15 protein-coding genes are annotated in these 19,505 nt (G+C 70.5%); 10 read left to right on the forward strand and 5 right to left on the reverse strand.

From position 1 onward, the window contains the following. Positions 1-76 precede the first annotated feature (76 nt). On the reverse strand, positions 77-733 hold the full coding sequence (locus ACZ69I_RS27635; RefSeq protein WP_467680872.1) for a DUF1707 SHOCT-like domain-containing protein: 657 nt from the start codon (positions 731-733) through the stop codon (positions 77-79). A gap of 202 nt (positions 734-935) precedes the next feature. On the opposite strand from ACZ69I_RS27635, the gene ACZ69I_RS27640 reads away from it, so the two are divergent. Next, positions 936-2,603 (forward strand): fumarate hydratase, encoded by a 1,668-nt coding sequence (locus tag ACZ69I_RS27640; RefSeq protein ID WP_470835291.1) that lies wholly within the window; start codon positions 936-938, stop codon positions 2,601-2,603. Positions 2,604-2,687: 84 nt separating this feature from the next. Here the strand turns inward: ACZ69I_RS27640 and ACZ69I_RS27645 are convergent, their stop codons facing one another. Continuing rightward, the gene (locus ACZ69I_RS27645) at positions 2,688-4,232 is read right to left on the reverse strand and encodes a ricin-type beta-trefoil lectin domain protein (protein WP_470835293.1); all 1,545 of its coding nucleotides are present in this window, start codon (positions 4,230-4,232) and stop codon (positions 2,688-2,690) included. A 122-nt stretch (positions 4,233-4,354) separates the two neighbouring features. Between ACZ69I_RS27645 and ACZ69I_RS27650 the strand changes: the two genes are divergently transcribed. From ACZ69I_RS27650 to ACZ69I_RS27665, 4 genes are all read left to right on the forward strand, one after another. Then, entirely contained in the window at positions 4,355-5,767 is a 1,413-nt protein-coding gene (locus ACZ69I_RS27650; protein ID WP_470835294.1) for a class II fumarate hydratase, read from the forward strand. A 41-nt stretch (positions 5,768-5,808) separates the two neighbouring features. Continuing rightward, positions 5,809-6,495 carry a cytidylyl-2-hydroxypropylphosphonate hydrolase gene (fomD, locus tag ACZ69I_RS27655; protein ID WP_470835296.1) on the forward strand — a complete coding sequence of 229 codons (687 nt, stop codon included), beginning with the start codon at positions 5,809-5,811 and terminating at the stop codon, positions 6,493-6,495. A 116-nt stretch (positions 6,496-6,611) separates the two neighbouring features. Next, positions 6,612-7,253, forward strand: a complete 642-nt coding sequence (locus ACZ69I_RS27660; protein WP_467680882.1) for a class I SAM-dependent methyltransferase — start codon at positions 6,612-6,614, stop codon at positions 7,251-7,253. A 62-nt stretch (positions 7,254-7,315) separates the two neighbouring features. Beyond that, positions 7,316-9,394 (forward strand): SpoIIE family protein phosphatase, encoded by a 2,079-nt coding sequence (locus ACZ69I_RS27665; RefSeq protein WP_470835297.1) that lies wholly within the window; start codon positions 7,316-7,318, stop codon positions 9,392-9,394. A gap of 102 nt (positions 9,395-9,496) precedes the next feature. Here ACZ69I_RS27665 and ACZ69I_RS27670 read toward each other — a convergent pair whose 3' ends face one another. Further along, positions 9,497-11,749 (reverse strand): transglycosylase domain-containing protein, encoded by a 2,253-nt coding sequence (locus tag ACZ69I_RS27670; RefSeq protein WP_470835298.1) that lies wholly within the window; start codon positions 11,747-11,749, stop codon positions 9,497-9,499. 238 nt (positions 11,750-11,987) lie between these two features. On the opposite strand from ACZ69I_RS27670, the gene ACZ69I_RS27675 reads away from it, so the two are divergent. From ACZ69I_RS27675 to ACZ69I_RS27685, 3 genes are read left to right on the forward strand one after another with little or no spacing between them, the layout of a single operon-like run. After that, positions 11,988-12,515 carry a PadR family transcriptional regulator gene (locus tag ACZ69I_RS27675; protein WP_470835300.1) on the forward strand — a complete coding sequence of 176 codons (528 nt, stop codon included), beginning with the start codon at positions 11,988-11,990 and terminating at the stop codon, positions 12,513-12,515. Continuing rightward, positions 12,512-13,198: an ABC transporter ATP-binding protein gene (locus ACZ69I_RS27680; RefSeq protein ID WP_467680890.1), complete on the forward strand. Its 687-nt coding sequence runs from the start codon at positions 12,512-12,514 to the stop codon at positions 13,196-13,198. Before ACZ69I_RS27675 ends, ACZ69I_RS27680 begins: the two co-directional genes overlap by 4 nt. Then, the gene (locus ACZ69I_RS27685) at positions 13,195-15,606 is read left to right on the forward strand and encodes an ABC transporter permease (RefSeq protein WP_470835302.1); all 2,412 of its coding nucleotides are present in this window, start codon (positions 13,195-13,197) and stop codon (positions 15,604-15,606) included. The genes ACZ69I_RS27680 and ACZ69I_RS27685 overlap by 4 nt, the downstream gene beginning before the upstream one ends. An 88-nt stretch (positions 15,607-15,694) precedes the next feature. On the opposite strand, the gene ACZ69I_RS27690 is transcribed toward ACZ69I_RS27685, so the two are convergent. After that, positions 15,695-16,648: a LysR substrate-binding domain-containing protein gene (locus ACZ69I_RS27690; protein ID WP_467680894.1), complete on the reverse strand. Its 954-nt coding sequence runs from the start codon at positions 16,646-16,648 to the stop codon at positions 15,695-15,697. Between the two features lie 133 nt (positions 16,649-16,781). On the opposite strand from ACZ69I_RS27690, the gene ACZ69I_RS27695 reads away from it, so the two are divergent. After that, positions 16,782-17,336: a peroxiredoxin gene (locus tag ACZ69I_RS27695; RefSeq protein ID WP_389719798.1), complete on the forward strand. Its 555-nt coding sequence runs from the start codon at positions 16,782-16,784 to the stop codon at positions 17,334-17,336. A 16-nt stretch (positions 17,337-17,352) separates the two neighbouring features. After that, positions 17,353-17,883 carry an alkyl hydroperoxide reductase gene (locus tag ACZ69I_RS27700; RefSeq protein ID WP_467680898.1) on the forward strand — a complete coding sequence of 177 codons (531 nt, stop codon included), beginning with the start codon at positions 17,353-17,355 and terminating at the stop codon, positions 17,881-17,883. A gap of 108 nt (positions 17,884-17,991) precedes the next feature. Here the strand turns inward: ACZ69I_RS27700 and ACZ69I_RS27705 are convergent, their stop codons facing one another. Further along, positions 17,992-19,392 carry an AI-2E family transporter gene (locus ACZ69I_RS27705; protein ID WP_470835303.1) on the reverse strand — a complete coding sequence of 467 codons (1,401 nt, stop codon included), beginning with the start codon at positions 19,390-19,392 and terminating at the stop codon, positions 17,992-17,994. Positions 19,393-19,505 lie beyond the last annotated feature (113 nt).

Here is a 19,505-nt window from a genome sequence, read left to right on the forward strand (position 1 = left end):
CCCGCTGTGTGCGCGCCTATGCACTGAGTTCCGATGTACGGACGTGCCGCCGGCCCGTCGTGGCCGTAGGACGCCGTCAGTGGCCGGTGCGCTTGCCCAGTCGCCGGTGCAGGTCGCGGACGAGCTTGCCGCGCTGGGGCCGCGCCTCGATGCTGCCGAGGACCGCGATGCCGTCCACGAAGACCACGGGGGCGTCCTGGTCCGGCGAGTCGAGCGTGTCCACCTCGAAGCTGCCGAGGACGCCGCCGCCACTGCCGCGCAGCGAGACGTTCTCCGGGACGCGGATCTCGACCGAGCCGAAGATCGCGAGGGCCTTGATGACCACCTGGCGCTGCTCGAAGATCGCCTCGCTCAGGTCGATCTCGACGCTGCCGAACACCGCGTACGCGTGCGTGCGGCGGCCCACCCGCCAGCGGCCCCTGCGCGCCGAGCTGCTGAGCACCGCGACGAGGTTCTCGTCCGCGACCGGCGGGACGACGCCGGGGGACGGCCGGGAGGGGGCGGGCTCGGGGGCGCGACCCCGGGCGGGCGCGGGGGCGTGGGCGGCGGGCAGGTCGCGGACCAGCGGCTCCAGGTCCGCCATGGTCTTGGCGCGGTACACCCCGTCGATCCGTTCCGCGTGCTCCTCGGCGGTCAGCCGGCCCTCGGCCAGGGCCTCGCGCAGGATGTCCGCCGTGCGGTCCCGGTCGGCGTCGGAGGCACGGAGCGCTGGGGGATGCTTTTCGAGGTCCACGCAGAGCAGCGTACCCAGACGCGATAGATCGCGACTAGCCCTGTATCGCGACTATCCGGCGCACCGGAGGACCGGGGCCCGCCTCGCGAGCACGTCCACTGAGCCTTACCTCACAGGATCGGCCCGCCGGGCGCGTTCTACGCTGGATGCCGCGTCGCCAATGGAGGCCGCGCCGCTGTCTGCCGAGTGAGGAATGGCCGTAATGCCAGAGTTTGCGTACTCCGATCTGCTCCCGCTGGGAGAGGACACCACCCCGTACCGGCTGGTGACCGCCGAGGGTGTCTCCACCTTCGAGGCCGACGGGCGGACGTTCCTCAAGGTCGACCCGGAGGCGCTGCGCAAGCTGGCCGCCGAGGCGATCCACGACATCCAGCACTACCTGCGCCCCGCCCACCTGGCCCAGCTGCGGCGCATCGTCGACGACCCGGAGGCGTCGGGCAACGACAAGTTCGTCGCCCTCGACCTGCTGAAGAACGCGAACATCGCGGCGGCGGGCGTGCTCCCCATGTGCCAGGACACCGGCACCGCGATCGTCATGGGCAAGCGCGGCCAGAACGTCCTCACCGAAGGTGAGGACGAGAAGGCGCTCTCCAAGGGCATCTTCGACGCGTACACGAAGCTGAACCTGCGCTACTCGCAGATGGCTCCCCTGACCATGTGGGAGGAGAAGAACACCGGCTCCAACCTCCCCGCCCAGATCGAGCTGTACGCGACCGACGGCGGCGCCTACAAGTTCCTCTTCATGGCCAAGGGCGGCGGCTCCGCCAACAAGTCGTTCCTCTACCAGGAGACGAAGGCCGTCCTGAACGAGGCCTCCATGATGAAGTTCCTGGAGGAGAAGATCAGGTCCCTGGGGACGGCCGCGTGCCCGCCCTACCACCTGGCCATCGTCGTCGGCGGCACGTCCGCCGAGTTCGCCCTGAAGACCGCGAAGTACGCGTCCGCGCACTACCTGGACGAGCTGCCCGCCGAGGGCTCCGCGACCGGCCACGGATTCCGTGACAAGGAGCTGGAGGAGAAGGTCTTCGAGCTGACGCAGAAGATCGGCATCGGCGCGCAGTTCGGCGGCAAGTACTTCTGCCACGACGTGCGCGTGGTGCGTCTGCCCCGGCACGGCGCCTCGCTGCCCGTCGCCATCGCCGTCTCCTGCTCGGCCGACCGCCAGGCCACCGCGAAGATCACCGCCGAGGGCGTCTTCCTTGAGCAGCTGGAGACGGACCCGGCGCGCTTCCTGCCGGAGACGACCGACGAGCACCTCGATGAGGCCGCCGACGTCGTCAAGATCGACCTCAACCAGCCCATGGACGACATCCTCGCCGAGCTCACCAAGCACCCGGTGAAGACCCGCCTCTCCCTGACCGGTCCGCTGGTCGTGGCCCGCGACATCGCGCACGCCAAGATCAAGGAGCGGCTCGACGCGGGCGAGGAGATGCCGCAGTACCTGAAGGACCACCCGGTGTACTACGCCGGTCCCGCGAAGACCCCCGAGGGCTACGCGTCCGGTTCGTTCGGGCCCACGACGGCCGGCCGGATGGACTCCTACGTGGAGCAGTTCCAGGCCGCGGGCGGCTCCAAGGTCATGCTCGCCAAGGGCAACCGGAGCAAGCAGGTCACCGACGCGTGCGACGCGCACGGCGGCTTCTACCTCGGCTCGATCGGCGGTCCGGCCGCGCGCCTCGCGCAGGACTGCATCAAGAAGGTCGAGGTCGTCGAGTACGAGGAGCTCGGCATGGAGGCGGTCTGGAAGATCGAGGTCGAGGACTTCCCGGCCTTCATCGTCGTCGACGACAAGGGCAACGACTTCTTCCAGAACCCGGCCCCGGAGCCGACGTTCACGTCGATTCCGGTGCGTGGGCCCGGCCTGGCGTGATCTTTTAAAGGGCGCGGGGAACTGCGCGACCGGCCACGGCGCGCCCGCGGCGAAAGGACGCGCAGTTCCCGAGAAGGCAGGCTCCTAGGCGAACCGCTGGTTCGCCGCCCCCGTGCACTTCTGGAGCTTCAGCGGCTCCTTGGCCCCCGCCAGGGTCAGGCAGAGCCCGGTGTCCGAGGCGGGACGCAGGCTGCCCGACACACGGGCGAACTTCTGGTTGGCGCCGCCGTGGCAGTTCCAGAGGGTGACGGCGGTGCCTTCCTTGTAGGCCCCGTCCGGCACGTCCAGGCAGCGGTCCTGGGTCAGTCCGGTGTGCAGCGACTTCTGGCCGCCGGAAGAACCGTCGTACCACCAGGTCTGGTTGCGGTTGCCGGTGCAGTCCCAGCCCTGGACCTTGGTGCCGTTGCGGCTCTTGGACGCGTCGACGTCCACGCAGGTCCCGGTGGCCTCGTTCTTCAGGGGCCTGTACGCGTCGTCCCAGGCCCCTTCGTACAGCTTCGGGCTGCCCGTGCTCGCCGGGTCGGCGCAACTGCCCTCACGCTTGCCGGAGTTGTAGATCTGGGTGAGGCAGGACGCGAAGGCGGCGTGGCCGCGGGCGTTGGGGTGGAAGGACTGGCGCACCGAGTTGGAGTCCGGCGGGAACGGGTTCGACAGGTCGACGTGGAGGCCGCGCGCCCAGGTGTCCTCCATGCAGACCTCGTGGCCGTGGAAGAGCCGCGAGTTGTCGAGGTAGATCGCGCCCGCGTTCCGCGCGGCCTTGCGCATGCCGGTCCCGAAGGCGGGCACCGCGTAGTTGCGGCCCCACTCGGTGTCGGAGTCGTAGCCGAGTCCGCCGCAGGCCAGCTTGCCGGGGAACGAGGGGTTGTCGCGGAAGTCCGGGCCGATCGGGCTCGGATAGCCCATCGCGACGAGCTTGTAGTCGCCCTCCTGGTAGCCCGCGTCCTTCATGACGGTCTTCAGGTCGCGGATGGACTGCTCGACCTTGGGCACGAGCCCGTCGACGCGCGCCTGCCAGCCGTCGTTGTACTTGCCCGCGCACGCGCCCTGGCTGAGCAGGAAGCGGGTGACGCAGTCCGTCATCACCCCGGAGAAGTCGAGGTCGTCGTTGGCGCCGATGACCAGCAGAATCGTCTTGATCTTCGTGTTGCGCGCCTTGACGGCGAGATTGTCGCTCTGGACCAGCTCGTCGGCGTACTGCTTCTGGCCGCCGATCCTGATGTTGACGGTCTGCGCTCCCGAGCAGGCGACGTTGTACGTGACGTCGGCCGGGATGCCGGTGCGGTGGATCGCGGCGTCCGGCGAGCGATGGCACCAGTTGTCGGGGCCGTCGGTGCCGGGCTCGTACGTCCCGACGCCCTCGCCGGAGATCTCGCTGTCGCCGAGCGAGATCAGGCCGGTCTTGCGGTCGGCCATCGGGCGCTCGGCCGGACTGCCGTAGAGCTTCGTGGCCTCGGCCGCCCGGATCTTCTCCAGCTCGGGCGGGAGGGGCGTCGCGACGGGCGCCTTCCCCTCGCCCCCGTCCGCCGCCCGGGCGGGTACGGCGGCTGCCGTGCCGAGCACGGCAGCCATCGCGACGGCTGCCGCGAACGAACGTCGCAGTCGGTCACCGCTGCTTCTGATGCGCTTCATTGCGCCTCCCCGGTGTGGTGTTACCCAGGGTTTTTACTGGTCAGTAGCAGGCTTGGGAATACCTGGAACAAGACAAGTGCTCAACTTTTCACGGGGTTTGAACGGAGAGGTAGGTTCAGGGCATGACCAGTGACGCCAGCGACGACCGCACCGGCGAGTACCGGACCGAGCACGACTCCATGGGCGAGGTACGGGTCCCCGCGCACGCCAAATGGCGCGCCCAGACCCAGCGCGCGGTGGAGAACTTCCCCATCTCCGGGCAGGTTCTCGAACGCGCCCACATCGCCGCCCTCGCACAGATCAAGGCGGCCGCCGCCCAGGTCAACGCGGAGCTCGGGGTGCTCGACAAGGACATCGCCGAGGCCATCGCCGCCGCGGCCGCCGAGGTCGCCGACGGGCGCTGGGACGACCACTTCCCGGTCGACGTCTTCCAGACCGGCTCCGGCACCTCGTCCAACATGAACACCAACGAGGTCCTCGCCACCCTCGCCACCGAGCGCCTCGGCCGCGACGTCCACCCCAACGACCACGTGAACGCCTCGCAGTCGTCCAACGACGTCTTCCCGTCCTCGATCCACATCGCGGCAACGAGCGCGGTCACCGGTGACCTGATCCCCGCCCTGGAACACCTCGCCGCCGCCCTGGAGCGCAAGGCGGAGGAGTTCGCGGACGTCGTGAAGTCCGGCCGTACGCACCTCATGGACGCCACGCCCGTGACACTGGGCCAGGAGTTCGGCGGATACGCGGCCCAGGTGCGGTACGGCGTCGAGCGGCTGCGCGCCTCGCTCCCCCGCCTCGCCGAACTGCCGCTCGGCGGCACGGCCGTGGGCACCGGTATCAACACCCCGCCCGGCTTCGCCGCCGCCGTCATCGCCGAGGTCGCGCGGGCCACCGGGCTGCCGCTGACCGAGGCGCGCGACCACTTCGAGGCGCAGGGCGCCCGCGACGGCATCGTCGAGACCAGCGGACAGCTGCGGACCATCGGCGTCGGCCTGACGAAGATCGCGAACGATCTGCGGTGGATGGCGTCGGGCCCGCGCACCGGCCTCGCCGAGATCAGCCTGCCGGACCTGCAGCCCGGCTCGTCGATCATGCCCGGCAAGGTCAACCCGGTCATCCCCGAGGCGGCCCTGATGGTCGCCGTGCAGGTCACCGGTAACGACGCGACGGTCGCCGCGGCCGGCGCCGCGGGGAACTTCGAGCTGAACGTGATGCTCCCGGTCATCGCCAAGAACGTCCTGGAGTCGGTCAGGCTGCTCGCCAACGTCTCCCGACTGCTCGCCGACCGCACCGTCGACGGCATCACCGCCCACCGCGAACGGGCCCGCGAGTACGCCGAGTCCTCGCCGTCCGTCGTGACCCCGCTGAACAAGTACATCGGGTACGAGGAGGCGGCGAAGGTCGCCAAGAAGTCCCTCGCCGAGCGGAAGACGATCCGTGAGGTGGTCCTGGAGTCCGGGTACGTCGAGCGGGGCGACCTCTCCCTGGAGCAGCTCGACCAGGCGCTGGACGTCCTGCGCATGACACATCCCTGACAGAGCCGGACGGTGAACGGGGTGGCGTCTAGTATCTGTCCATGACAGACCTCGACGGGCAGACGACGGCCGGTGGCGGAGCGGCGCGGTGGGCGCCGGGGGAGCACATCCTGTGGCGGTACCGGGAGAACTCCGGTCACCGCGTCCACATCTGCCGCCCCGTCACCGTCGTGCGGGACACCGAGGACCTGCTCGCCGTGTGGATGGCGCCCGGCACCGAGTGCGTGCGGCCGGTGATCGCCGACGGGACGCCCCTGCACCACGAGCCGCTCGCCACCCGCTACACCAAGCCGCGCACGGTCCGCACGGGCCACTGGTTCGGCACCGGCGTCCTCAAGCTCGCGCGGCCGGGCGACCCCTGGTCGGTCTGGCTCTTCTGGGACTCGGGCTGGAAGTTCAAGAACTGGTACGTCAACCTGGAGGAGCCACGCGCCCGTTGGGCCGGCGGCGTCGACTCCGAGGATCACTTTCTGGACATCTCCGTGCGTCCGGACCGCAGCTGGCGCTGGCACGACGAGGACGAGTTCGAGCAGGCCCGCAGGGTGGGCCTGATGGACGCGGCCAAGGCCGCCGGCGTCCGCGCCGCCGGGCGGGCCGCACTTGACGTGATCGAGACCTGGGGGGCGCCGTTTTCGGACGGCTGGCAGAACTGGCGGCCCGATCCGTCCTGGGTCGTACCCTCCCTTCCGGATGACTGGGACCGTACGCCCGCGCATGTGTCCTCATGAGACCCTTGATGCGCCCCCGTGGTTCAAACGTAGGATCGTCCTCCGCAAGGGCGCACAGCAGCAACTCCGTGCGTCCGCGCGGTGCCTGACAGGAAGTCATCGAGGGGCGGCAGAACGTGAGCGAGGACCGCAGAGGTCAGGCCGAGGCCTTTGACGCCATCGGGCAGCACTACGACGACGCCTTCCCGCACAAGGAAGGCCAACTGGAGGCCGGAAGCCGCCTCGCCGCGGCGCTCCCCGCCGGTTCCACCGTGCTCGACGTGGGCTGCGGCACCGGCCTGCCGACCGCCCGCCAACTGACCGAATCCGGCCACTCGGTCCTCGGCACGGACATCTCGTCGGGCATGCTGGACCTGGCGAGAAAGAACGTCCCGGCAGCCCGGTTCCGGCAACTCGACATCGCCGAGCTGCGGGCCGAAGGGCCGGGCGGGGTCGGCACGTTCGACGGCATCGTCTGCTTCTTCTCCCTCCTGATGCTGCCGCGCGCGGAGATCCCCGAGGCGCTGCGGCTGCTGCACGGCCTGCTGCGACCTGGAGGCCTGATGGAACTGTCCATGGTCGAGGCCGACCTGGACGACGCGGCAATTCCGTTCCTGGGGCACACGATCCGGGTATCGGGTTACCTGCGGGACGAACTGCGGCAGGTCGTGCGGGACGCGGGCTTCGAGATCACCGGCGAGGACACGTACGCGTACGCCCCCGCAAGCACCGACGCACCACCCGAGCACCAGGTCTTTCTGCACTGCCGACGCGGCTGAGCAACGTGCAACGCTGGACGGCGCGCACGGCGCGCAGCCCCGGACGGACGGATTCGAAACGCGTGACGGAGCACCTCACCCCCCACGAGGGTCGCAAGGCACCAGCTGCCCGGCCGACCGCCCCCGCGGATCCCCGCGGGGCGCTGCTGCGTTCCCCCGAACACCCGGAGGGCGGCGGCGCCGGACCAGCGGCCCAGGCACCCACCGGCGAGTCGCGCCGGGACGCCCCCGTGCCATCCGGCGAGCACTCCCAGTCCTCGGCCGCCCAGCCCGACCCGCACCGGCCGCGCCCCGCGCCCGAGAGCGGCGTGCCGTCCCAGCCCGGACCCGCCCCGGGCGGTACGGCGGCCCCGCCGGACGGCGAGGAGCGGCGCTCCGGAGCGCCCAGGCCGCCGGGTTCGGGCCCGGTGGCGATGCGGCGTGACGGCGACCGGCTGCGCTTCGTGGGCGCCGCGACCCGGCGCATCGCGCGCGGCATCGACCTCGACGAGATCGTGATGGGGCTGTGCCGGGCGACCGTGCCGACGTTCTCCGACGCGATCCTGGTCTACCTGCGCGACCCGCTGCCGGTCGGCGACGAGCGGCCCACCGGGCCGCTGGTGCTCCGCCTGCGCCGCACCGACCGGCTGCGCTCCATCGAGGAGGGCGCCGAGGAGCCGGACACCGACGGCGGCGCCACCCTGCCCGCGCTGCAGATGGTGCAGTCCGACATCACCGACGTGATGGGCAGCGCCGAGCTGTGCGAGGTGCGGCCGGGCGGCGCGCTCGCCGAGGTCCTGCGCGGTGTGCGCCCCGTCTTCGCGGACTCGGCGGCGGCGCGGGCGGCACTGCCCGAGCTGCTCGGCGAGGGGCGCACCCTGCCGGGCGGGCAGCGGGCGATCCTCGCGCCGCTGCGCGGCAGGCGCCGGGTGATCGGCGCCGCGGTGTTCCTGCGCCGCCCGGACCGGCCCGCGTTCGAGGGGGACGACCTGCTCGTCGCCGCCCAGCTGGCCACGCACAGCGCGCTCGGCATCGACAAGGCCGTCCTGTACGGCCGCGAGGCGTACATCGCCGACGAGCTGCAGCGCACCATGCTGCCCGAGACGCTGCCGCGCCCGACGGGCGTGCGGCTCGCCTCGCGCTATCTGCCCGCCGCCGAGACCGCCCGCGTCGGCGGCGACTGGTACGACGCGATCCCGCTGCCCGGCAGCCGGGTCGCCCTGGTCGTGGGCGACGTCATGGGCCACTCCATGACCTCGGCGGCGATCATGGGCCAGCTGCGGACGACCGCCCAGACCCTGGCCGGGCTCGACCTGCCGCCCCAGGAGGTCCTGCACCACCTGGACGAGCAGGCCCAGCGGCTCGGCTCCGACCGCATGGCCACCTGCCTCTACGCGGTGTACGACCCGGTCTCGCACCGCATCACCATCGCCAACGCCGGGCATCCGCCGCCCGTCCTGCTGCACCTGGGCGGCCGCGCCGAGGTCCTCCGGGTGCCGCCGGGCGCGCCCATCGGGGTGGGCGGCGTCGACTTCGAGGCCGTCGAGCTGGACGCCCCCGCGGGCGCGACGCTGCTCCTCTACACGGACGGACTCGTGGAGTCCCGGCTGCGCGACGTGTGGACCGGCATAGAGCAGCTGCGCGAACGGCTCGCCGCGACCGCCCAGTTGACGGGCCCCGACCATCCGCCGCCCCTCGAAGCGCTCTGCGACGAGGTGCTCGACATGCTCGGCCCCGGCGACCGGGACGACGACATCGCGCTGCTCGCCGCCCGCTTCGACGGGATCGCGCCGAGCGACGTCGCGTACTGGTTCCTCGAACCGGAGAACGCGACCCCGTCCCGCGCCCGCCGCCTGGCCCGCAGCGCGCTGGTGCGCTGGGGCCTTGAGGAGCTCACGGACTCGGTGGAGCTCCTGGTCAGCGAGGTCGTGACGAATGCCGTGCGGTACGCGTCGCGGCCGATCACGCTGCGGCTGCTCCGGACCGACGTGCTGCGCTGCGAGGTCGGCGACGACGTCCCGCAACTGCCCCGCCTGCGCAATGCCCGTGCCACCGACGAGGGCGGCCGCGGCCTGTACCTCGTCAACAAGATGGCGCGGCGCTGGGGCGCCACCCGGCTGAGCACCGGCAAGGTGGTCTGGTTCGAGCTGAACCGGAGCTGAGCGCCCCGCGGGGTACGTACGACGAAGGCGCCCCGAACCGTTTCGGTCCGGGGCGCCTTACTGCGTATTCGTACGGGAGGCCGTACGGGACTTCGTACGGGGTCAGTCCCTGCCGAACAGGCCGTCGTCGGGATCCTCGGGGTCGATCGTCGAGGTCGGCGTGTCCGTCGGAGTCTGCGTCGGCTTGTCCGTGGGCTTCTGCGTCGGGGTCTGCGTCGGCTTCTGCGTCGGGGTCTGGGTCGGCTTCTGCGTCGGCTTCTGCGTCGGCTTGTGGGAAGGCTCCGACGGGGTGCTCGTCGGCTCCTTCGGCGCCTTCGACGTCGGGTCCGGCGGCGGCGCGACGGCCGCGCCCATGTCCGTGTTGAGGTCGAACCTGCTCGGCGCGCCCATGGCGTCGAAGGTGTACGCCGCCCAGATCTCGGCGGGGAAGCTGCCGCCGTCGACGCGCGCCTTGCCGCCCGCGCCCTTCATGGAGACCTGCTTGTTCTTCTCCGGGGTGCCCGGGGCACCCTCGCCGAACAGGCCGACGGAGGTGACCAGCTTCGGCGTGTAGCCGGTGAACCAGGCCGACTTGTTGTCGTCGGAGGTACCGGTCTTGCCCGCCACGTCCTGCACCGGGTTGCGCACCGCGTGGCCCGTGCCGTCGTCGACCACGCCGGTGAGCACCGAGGTGAGCGAGTCGGCCGTGCCGCGCTTGACGACCTCGTCGCCGACCGGGTCGGGCAGGTCGATGGTGCGGTCCTTGTGCTCGACGGAGCCGACGAGCGCCGGGGTGACCTTCTTGCCGTGGTTGTCGAGCGTGGCGTAGACGCCGGCCATCTCCAGCGGGCTCGCGCCCATGGAGCCCAGGGTCTGCGCGGGCACGGCCGGCAGGCCCTTGACGTCCATGCCGAGCTTGCCCGCCATCTCCATGACCTCGGGCATGCCCACGTCGACGCCCATCTGCGCGAAGACGGAGTTGATGGACTTGTTCATCGCCTTCTGGACGGTGACGGGGCCGTAGTCGACGCCGTCCTCATTGGGCGGCGCGAAGCCGACCTCGCTGCCCCTGACCGGGCGCCTGCTGGTGCCGTCGTAGATCGTGCCGGCCGTGATCGGCTTGCCGTCCTGCGTGGTGGCACCGTGCTCCAGGGCCGCGGCGAGGATCAGCGGCTTGAAGGTGGAGGCGGACTGGTAGTCGCGGCGGGTCGCGTTGTTCGTGTAGTGCTTCACGTAGTCCTCGCCGCCGTACATGGCGAGGACCTTGCCCGTCTTGGGGTCGACGGACGCGGCGCCCGCCTGGACCCGCGCGTCCGCCTTGTTCTTCTTCCGGTCGAGCCTGTCGTTCAGCTTCTTGTCGACGGCCTGCTCGAGCTGCTTCTGCTTCTTGGGGTCGATGTTCAGCGTGACGGTGTAGCCGCCCGCCTCGAACTCGGCCTCGCTGAGGCCGCTGTTGCGCAGGACCTCGCGCTTGGCCTCCTCCACGAGGTAGCCGATCTGCCCCTCGCGGCCGGGCGGGGCCTTGGGGTTCTCGGGCGTGGGGAACTTCAGGTCCTCGCGCTTGCCGGAGTCGAGCCAGCCCTCCTCGACCATGTTGTCGAGGACGTAGTTCCAGCGCGCCTTGACCAGCTTCCTGCCGGTCGGCGTCGCGGAGGTCCAGTCGTACTGGCTGGGGGCCTGGAGGAGCGCCGCGAGGTAGGCGCCCTGCTCGACCTTCAGGTCCTTGGCGTCGACGCCGTAGTAGGCCTGGGCGGCGGCCTGGATGCCGTACGCGCCGCGGCCGTAGTAGCTGGTGTTGATGTAGCCCGCGAGGATGTCGTCCTTGCTCTTCTCGCGGTCCACCTTCAGCGAGATGACCAGTTCCTTCAGCTTGCGGCTGACGGTCTGGTCCTGGCTGAGGTAGTAGTTCTTCACGTACTGCTGGGTGATGGTGGAGCCACCCTGCTTGCCCTTGCCGGTCACCGTGTTGAGCACACCGCGGGCGGTGCCCTTGAAGTCGATGCCCTCGTCCTTGTAGAAGGACTTGTTCTCCGCGGCGACGAAGGTCTTCTGGACGTCCTCGGGGACCTTGTCCAGGTCGACGATCTCGCGGTTCACGTCGCCGGTGCGGGCGATGACGTCGCCGTTGCTGTACCTGTAGACGTTGCTCTGCATCTTCGCCGCGGGGTTGCCCTCGGGTATGTCCACCACGAGGTAGAGGACCACGAAGCCGAGCATGCCGAGCAGGCAGAATCCGAGGAACGTGCCGAGGATCTTCTTCCAGGTGAAGAAGCGCCGTATGCCGGTGCGCTTGGGCTTGCCCCCGCCGGACGGGCGCCCGCGCGCTGCCCGGCGGGCCCCGCGCTGCCGCGCTTGTCGTTCTTCGGCTCGGCCCATGACTGAGAGTGCTCCGCTTCCGTCTAGTCCTCATGCGTACGTCGAGTCAGCTCATGAAGCTAACACCGCACCGCGGGACAAACTCCTGCCCATCCGGTCTTTTCCGGACGTGACAATGAGCACCTGCCCCTAAGGAACCGACGTTCGCAGGCCCCCGATGGTTGCGCACCCCTCGCACAAATGATCTCTACACCCTGGGTATACATCGCACGTATACACACCGTGTAGAGTGCTCCGCATGTCCATTGGCCACACCCTTCTGGGTCTTCTGGAATCCGGCCCCCGGCACGGTTACGACCTCAAGCGCGCCTTCGACGAGAAGTTCGGGCACGACAAGCCCCTGCACTACGGGCAGGTCTACTCGACCATGTCCCGGCTCCTGAAGAACGGCCTCGTCGAGGTCGACGGCATAGAGGCGGGCGGCGGTCCCGAGCGCAAGCGGTACGCGATCACCGAGGCGGGCATCACGGACGTCCAGCGGTGGCTCGCCACCCCGGAGAAGCCCGAGCCCTACCTCCAGTCGACCCTCTACACCAAAGTCGTCCTCGCGATCCTCACCGAACGCGACGCCGCCGAACTCCTCGACGTACAGCGCGCGGAGCACCTGCGCCTGATGCGCATCCTCACCGACCGCAAGCGCAAGGGCGACCTCGCCGACCAGCTCATCTGCGACCACGCGCTCTTCCACCTCGAAGCCGATCTGCGCTGGCTGGAGCTGGCCGCCGCACGTCTCGGCAAGCTCGCCCAGGAGGTGCGCTCCGCATGACCCCCGCAGGTTCCCTTCTCGTGGCCGACGGACTCCGCAAGGAGTACGGCCCGACCACCGCGCTCGACGGCGCCGCGTTCTCCATCCACCCCGGTGAGGTCGTCGCCGTCATGGGCCCCTCCGGCTCCGGCAAGTCGACCCTGCTGCACTGCCTCGCCGGGATCGTCCGCCCCGACGCCGGCTCCATCACGTACGGCGGCCGCGAGCTGACCGGCATGTCGGACGCCGAGCTGAGCGCGCTGCGCCGCAGCGAGTTCGGCTTCGTCTTCCAGTTCGGCCAGCTCGTGCCCGAGCTCACCTGCGTCGAGAACGTCGCGCTGCCGCTGCGCATGAACGGCGTCAAGCGCAAGGCGGCCGAGGAGACGGCCCGCTCCTGGATGGAGCGTCTGGAGGTCGACGACGTCGCCGCCAAGCGGCCCGGCGAGGTCTCCGGCGGCCAGGGCCAGCGCGTCGCCGTGGCCCGGTCCCTCGCACCGAGCCCGCGTGTGATCTTCGCCGACGAGCCGACCGGCGCCCTCGACTCGCTGAACGGCGAACGCGTCATGGAACTCCTGACCGACGCGGCCCGTTCCACCAACGCGGCCGTCGTCCTGGTCACCCACGAGACCCGCGTCGCCGCGTACTCGGACCGCGAGATCGTCGTGCGGGACGGCAAGTCCCGCGACATGGAGCGGGCCTCATGAGTGACACCCGAATCCGCCCGGCGCCCTCGGTCGCGGCGCCGGCCGCCGGGGCCCCGACCGGAGTCGCCGCCTGGATGCGCGACCTGGGCATGGGCATACGGTTCGCCACGAGCGGCGGCCGCGAGGGCTGGATCCGTACGATCCTGACCGCCGTCGGCGTCGGCCTCGGCGTCGCGCTCCTGCTCGGCGCCGCGTCGGTGCCGAACATGCTGCAGAACCGCGACGACCGGTCGTTCGCGCGCACACCGCACTCCTCCTTCGACGGCAAGCCGCTCAAGGCGACCGATTCGACGGTGGTCATGCGCAACACCGGCACCACGTTCCGCGGGAAGAGCCCGACCGGCCTCTTCCTGCGCGCCGACGGCGAGCACCCGGCGCTGCCGCCGGGACTCGACAAGATCCCCGCGGCGGGCGAGATGGTCGTCTCGCCCGCGCTGCGCGACCTGCTCGACGACCCGGCGAACAAGCTGCTGAAGGAACGCTTCCGCGACTACCGCGTGACCGGCACCATCGGCAAGGCGGGCCTCCTCTCACCGGTGGAGCTCTACTACTACGCGGGCAGCGACAAGATCACCGCGACGGGCAACAACTACCGCGTCGAGAGCTTCGGACAGGACAACTCGCTGCCCCTCGACCCGTTCCTGATGGCGCTCGTCGTCCTGATCTGCGTCGTGCTCCTCACCCCGGTGGCGATCTTCATCGGCACGGCCGTGCGGTTCGGCGGCGACCGGCGCGACCGGCGGCTCGCCGCGCTGCGCCTGGTCGGCGCGGACGCCCGGGCGGTGCGCAGGATCGCGGCGGGCGAAGCGCTGTTCGGCGCGCTCCTCGGGCTCGTCGCGGGCGCCGTGTTCTTCCTGCTCCTGCGGGAGTTGGTGGGCGTGGTCGACCTGACGAACGTCAGCGCCTACCCCTCCGACATGGTGCCCTCGCCCGGCCTGGTCGCGCTGGTCGCGGTGGCCGTGCCGGTGTCCGCGGTCCTGGTGACGCTGATCTCGCTGCGCGCGGTCGCCATCGAGCCCCTCGGCGTGTTCCGCGGCGCCAAGCAGCGCAAGCGCCGCCTGTGGTGGCGGCTCGTCCTGCCGGTCCTCGGCATCGGCATCCTGCTCTACTCCGGCCGCATCGACCGCGACATGGGCAACGACTCCGTCAACGTGACCGCGATCGCGGTGGGTTCGGCGCTCTCCCTGATCGGGCTCAGCGCGCTGCTTCCCTGGCTCGTCGAGGCCGTCGTGGGACGCCTGCGCGGCGGCCCGGTGCCCTGGCAACTCGCCGTCCGCAGGCTCCAGCTGACCACCGGCACCGCGTCCCGCGCGGTCAGCGGGATCACCGTCGCGGTGGCGGGCGCGGTGGCGCTGCAGATGATGTTCGCGTCCATGCACGACGACTTCAACGCGGTCACGGGCCAGGACACCACGCGCGCCCAGCTCACGGTCCGCAGCGGGGCCGTCAGCGGCGCCCTCACCCAGCGGATGATCGACGACTTCACCGCGACCAAGGGCGTCACCAAGGTCATCGGGACCGTGCAGGCGTTCGTCACCCGGCCCGGCGGCAAGAAGGTCAACGACCTCACGCCGACCACGGAGGTGACCATCGGCACCTGCGCGACCCTGCGCGAGCTGGCGGACATCGACTCCTGCAAGGACGGCGACACCTTCATCTCGCACACCGGCAGCAAGGAGCAGAACGGCTGGGTGGACCAGACGGCACGCCCCGGCAAGCCGGTCAACGTCGGGCCCGACCCCGACTACGACAAGAAGGCCGAGCCGGTCCTGTGGACGCTGCCCAAGGACACGCCCACCGTCCGGGCACGGTCCAACCCGTCCGGCAGGAAGATCGACGGCATCTTCGCGACGCCGAGCGCCATCGACGTCAAGCAGCTGGACGACGCGTCGACGACCTCCTGGGTCAAGACCGACCCGAAGGTGGCGGACGCCGAGGAGTACGTGCGCAACACGGCGCTCCGCATCGATCCGTTCGCCGGCGTGGACACCCTGAAGTCGGTCGACCGCGACAAGCAGTACGCGTCCATCGCGCGCGGTCTGCAGATCGGCGCGAGCGCCACGATGGCGCTGATCGCGGCGTCCATGCTGGTCTCGATGATCGAGCAACTGCGTGAGCGCAAGCGGCTGCTGGCGGTCCTCACCGCGTTCGGCACGCGCCGCTCGTCGATGGCCTGGTCGCTCCTGTGGCAGACGGCGCTCCCGGTCGCCCTCGGCCTCGCCCTCGCGATCGTCGGCGGCCTCGGCCTCGGCGTGGTCATGACCCGCATGATCGACAAGTCGGTCACCGACTGGTGGTCGTTCCTGCCCCTGACGGGCGCGGGCGCGGCGATGGTGGCGATCGTGACGCTGCTGAGCCTGCCGCCCCTGCGTCGCATGATGCGCCCGGACGGCTTGCGTACGGAGTAGCGCCGAAGGGACGCGGGCAGCTGCGCGCCCCGCCGCGGGCGGGCGCGCAGCTCTCGACACAGCGTCCGCACGGAACGCCGGTGCGGGTTCACCCGACCCGCACCGGCAACGGCCGCACCGCCTCCCTGAGGGCATCGGCCAATTCCTCGTACTCGGCGGCCCGCGCAGCCCCCGTCCGCATCGCGAGCGCGATCCGCCGCGTCGGCGCGGGATCGGCGAAGTACCCGGTCAGGAGCTGATTGCTGCGGCTGGTCTCCACCCGTACGGCCGTGCGCGGAAGCAGCGTCACGCCGAGCCCCCCGGCGACGAGCTGGACGAGCGTGGACAGTCCAGCGGCTGTCGTGGTGACGGGCGCCTCCGCGCGGCCCGCCTCGCGGCAGATGTCGAGCGCCTGGTCGCGCAGGCAGTGCCCCTCGTCGAGGAGCAGCAGGTTGAGCTCCTTCAGCGCCTCGCGCGGGATGCCCTCGCGGCCGCCGAGCCAGTGGTCCAGCGGTGTGACGAGCACGAAGTCCTCGTCGAAGAGCGGCAGTTCGCTCACCCCCGGCACGCCGAGCGGCACCGCGAGCAGCAGCAGGTCGAGCCGTCCGGCGGTGAGCCCTTCGAGGAGCGAGGAGGTCTGCTCCTCGTGCACCTGGAGGTCCAGGTCCGGGTACCGCTCGTGGACGAGCGCGATCACCGTGGGCAGCAGGTACGGTGCCACGGTCGGGATCACCCCGAGCCGCAGCGCACCGGTGAACGGCGCCTTGACCGCGTCGGCCTCCTCCATGAGCGCCTCGACCTCGTCGAGGACCGCCTTGACCCGCACGGAGAGCCGCTCGCCCGCGGGCGAGAGCAGCACCTTGCGGGTGGTCCGCTCCAGGAGCTTGACACCCAGTGCCTCCTCCAGCGCGGCCACGGCCCCGGAGAGCGCGGGCTGGCTCATCCCGATCGCGGCGGCGGCATCGCGGAAGTGCAGATGCTCGGCCACGGCGGCGAAGGCGCGCAGCTGCGCCAGGCTGGGCTGTCTGCCCTGTGACGGCTTGCCCCTTTGTATGGCTCGCACTGATAACCACCTCCGATCAACACGACCCACTCTAGCTATTTCCGTAATCAATGCACCCTGTGCCACCATCGACTTCAGTCCAACCCCATAGGAATCTCCCCAAAAGGGATTTTCCTTGTCGCAAGGAGTACGTGTGCTCACTGTCGGTGACAAGTTCCCCGAGTTCGACCTGACCGCCTGCGTCTCGCTGGAGAAGGGCGCGGAGTTCGAGCAGATCAACCACAAGACCTACGAGGGCAAGTGGAAGATCGTCTTCGCGTGGCCCAAGGACTTCACCTTCGTGTGCCCGACCGAGATCGCCGCCTTCGGCAAGCTGAACGACGAGTTCGCCGACCGTGACGCCCAGATCCTCGGCTTCTCCGGTGACTCCGAGTTCGTGCACCACGCCTGGCGCAAGGACCACCCGGACCTGACGGACCTGCCCTTCCCGATGCTGGCCGACTCGAAGCACGAGCTCATGCGTGACCTCGGCATCGAGGGCGAGGACGGCTTCGCGCAGCGCGCCGTCTTCATCGTCGACCAGAACAACGAGATCCAGTTCACGATGGTGACCGCCGGTTCCGTGGGCCGTAACCCCAAGGAGGTCCTCCGGGTCCTCGACGCCCTGCAGACCGACGAGCTGTGCCCCTGCAACTGGACCCAGGGCGACGAGACCCTGGACCCGGTCGCGCTGCTCTCGGGCGAGTGAACAGGAGTCTTCTGACATGGCACTCGACGAACTGAAGTCCGCCGTACCGGACTACGCCAAGGACCTGAAGCTGAACCTCGGCTCGGTCATCGGCAACAGCGACCTCCCCAAGCAGCAGCTCTGGGGCACGGTCCTGGCCTGCGCGATCGCCTCGCGCTCGCCGATCGTGCTGCGCGAGCTGGAGCCGGAGGCGAAGGCGAACCTCTCCGCGGAGGCGTACACCGCCGCGAAGTCCGCCGCCGCGATCATGGCGATGAACAACGTCTTCTACCGCACGCGCCACCTGCTCTCCGACCCGGAGTACGGGACGATGCGCGCCGGTCTGCGGATGAACGTCATCGGCAACCCGGGCGTCGAGAAGGTCGACTTCGAGCTGTGGTCCCTCGCGGTCTCCGCGATCAACGGCTGCGGCCAGTGCCTGGACTCGCACGAGCAGGTCCTGCGCAAGGCCGGCGTCGACCGCGAGACGATCCAGGAGGCCGTCAAGGTCGCCGCGGTCATCCAGGCGGTGGGCGTCACGCTGGACTCCGAGGCTCACCTCGCGTAGTCCCGCCTGGAGCTCGTACAGGAAACCCTGAAGAGAGTGGGGCCCGGAACCGAAAGGTTCCGGGCCCCACTTTCGTATGAGCTTTCAGTGAGTCTCCGCGTGAGCGGGCTACTCCTGCGGGTCGTCCGTGCGCTCGGCCGCTGCGGCGGGCGCGGCGGCGGGCGCGGCCTCCGACGTCGCTGCGGAAGCCGACGCGGGCGCGGACGCGGAGACGGCCGCGGAGTCCAGGGCGGTGGCGCCCCTGGGCTGCGGGGCCTGCTTCAGCGCGGCCTCCCGGGCGTACGCCCGCAGATAGCCGACGACCGTGTTCGTGACGGCCACCAGCGGCACCGCCACGACCGCACCGCCGACCCCGGCGACCATGCCGCCCGCGGCGACGGACAGGATCACCGCCAGCGGATGCACCCGCACCGCACGGCCGAGGATGAACGGCTGCAGGATGTGTCCCTCGATCTGCTGCACCGCGAGGACCACCGCGAGCGCCATCACCGCGGTGAACACGCCCTGGGTGACCAGCGCGACGACCACCGCGAGCGCGCCGGAGACCACGGCGCCGACCAGCGGCACGAACGCGGCCAGGAAGATGATGACGGCGAGCGGCACCGCCATCGGCACCCCGAGGAAGTAGATGCCGAGGCCGATGAAGATGGCGTCGATCAGGGCCACTATCACCGTGCCGCGCACGTACGCGGTGAGCGTGCGCCAGGCCCGCGGGCCCGCGCCCGCGATGCCGGGCCGCGCCTGGGCGGGCATCAGCTTCAGGAACCACTGCCAGATGCGCTTGCCGTCGTAGAGCAGGAAGAGCGTCGAGAACATCGCGAGCAGGATGCCGGTCAGCATCTCGACGATGACGGTGACGCCTTCCAGGCCCGCGGAGGTGAGCTCCTCCGTGTTGGAGCCGACCGCGTCCCGCAGGCTCTTGGCGATGTCGTTGATCTGGTCCTCGGTCACGTGGAACGGGCTGTTGAGGAGCCACTTGCGCAGATCCTCGATGCCGTCCTGGACCTGCCGGGACAGTTCGTCGGCGTTCTCCATGACCTGCCACACCACGAACCAGCCGACCAGACCCATGATGACGAAGCCGAGGATCGCGGTGACCGCCGTCGCGAGCCCGCGCGGCAGCCCCAGCTTCCTGAGCCGGGCCACGGTGGGCTGCAGCAGCGCGGTGATCAGCAGGGCGGCCACGAACGCGAGCACCACCAGCTGCACCGCACTGATGACCTTCATCAGGACCCAGAGGGCGCCCGCGAGGATCAGCAGCCGCCAGCCGGCCTCGGCGGCGACCCGCATGCCCCACGGCACGGCGTCCACGGGGTCGGGTCTCGCCGCTATGGCCGGCGCGTACGCGGGCGGCGGCGGCACGTGTTCGCTGTCGTCCTCGACGACGGAATCCCTCGGCTCGTCGGTGTCCGAGTCGGCGTCCTTGTCGCGGCGCTGCTCGTTCAACCGCTCGCCCATCCCGCTCAGTCCGGCGCCGAGCCGGCCGAGCCACCCTGGCACTCGCGACATGATCCGTCCTCTACCCCCGTCTTTCCCCACCACTCCCCCCTGGAGCTGTCGCACCGACCGTACACGGGAGAGACCCCCCACCGAAGGACGGTAGGGGGCCTCTCCAGGTTGAG

This window comes from Streptomyces sp. NPDC036815 (genome assembly GCF_055609205.1).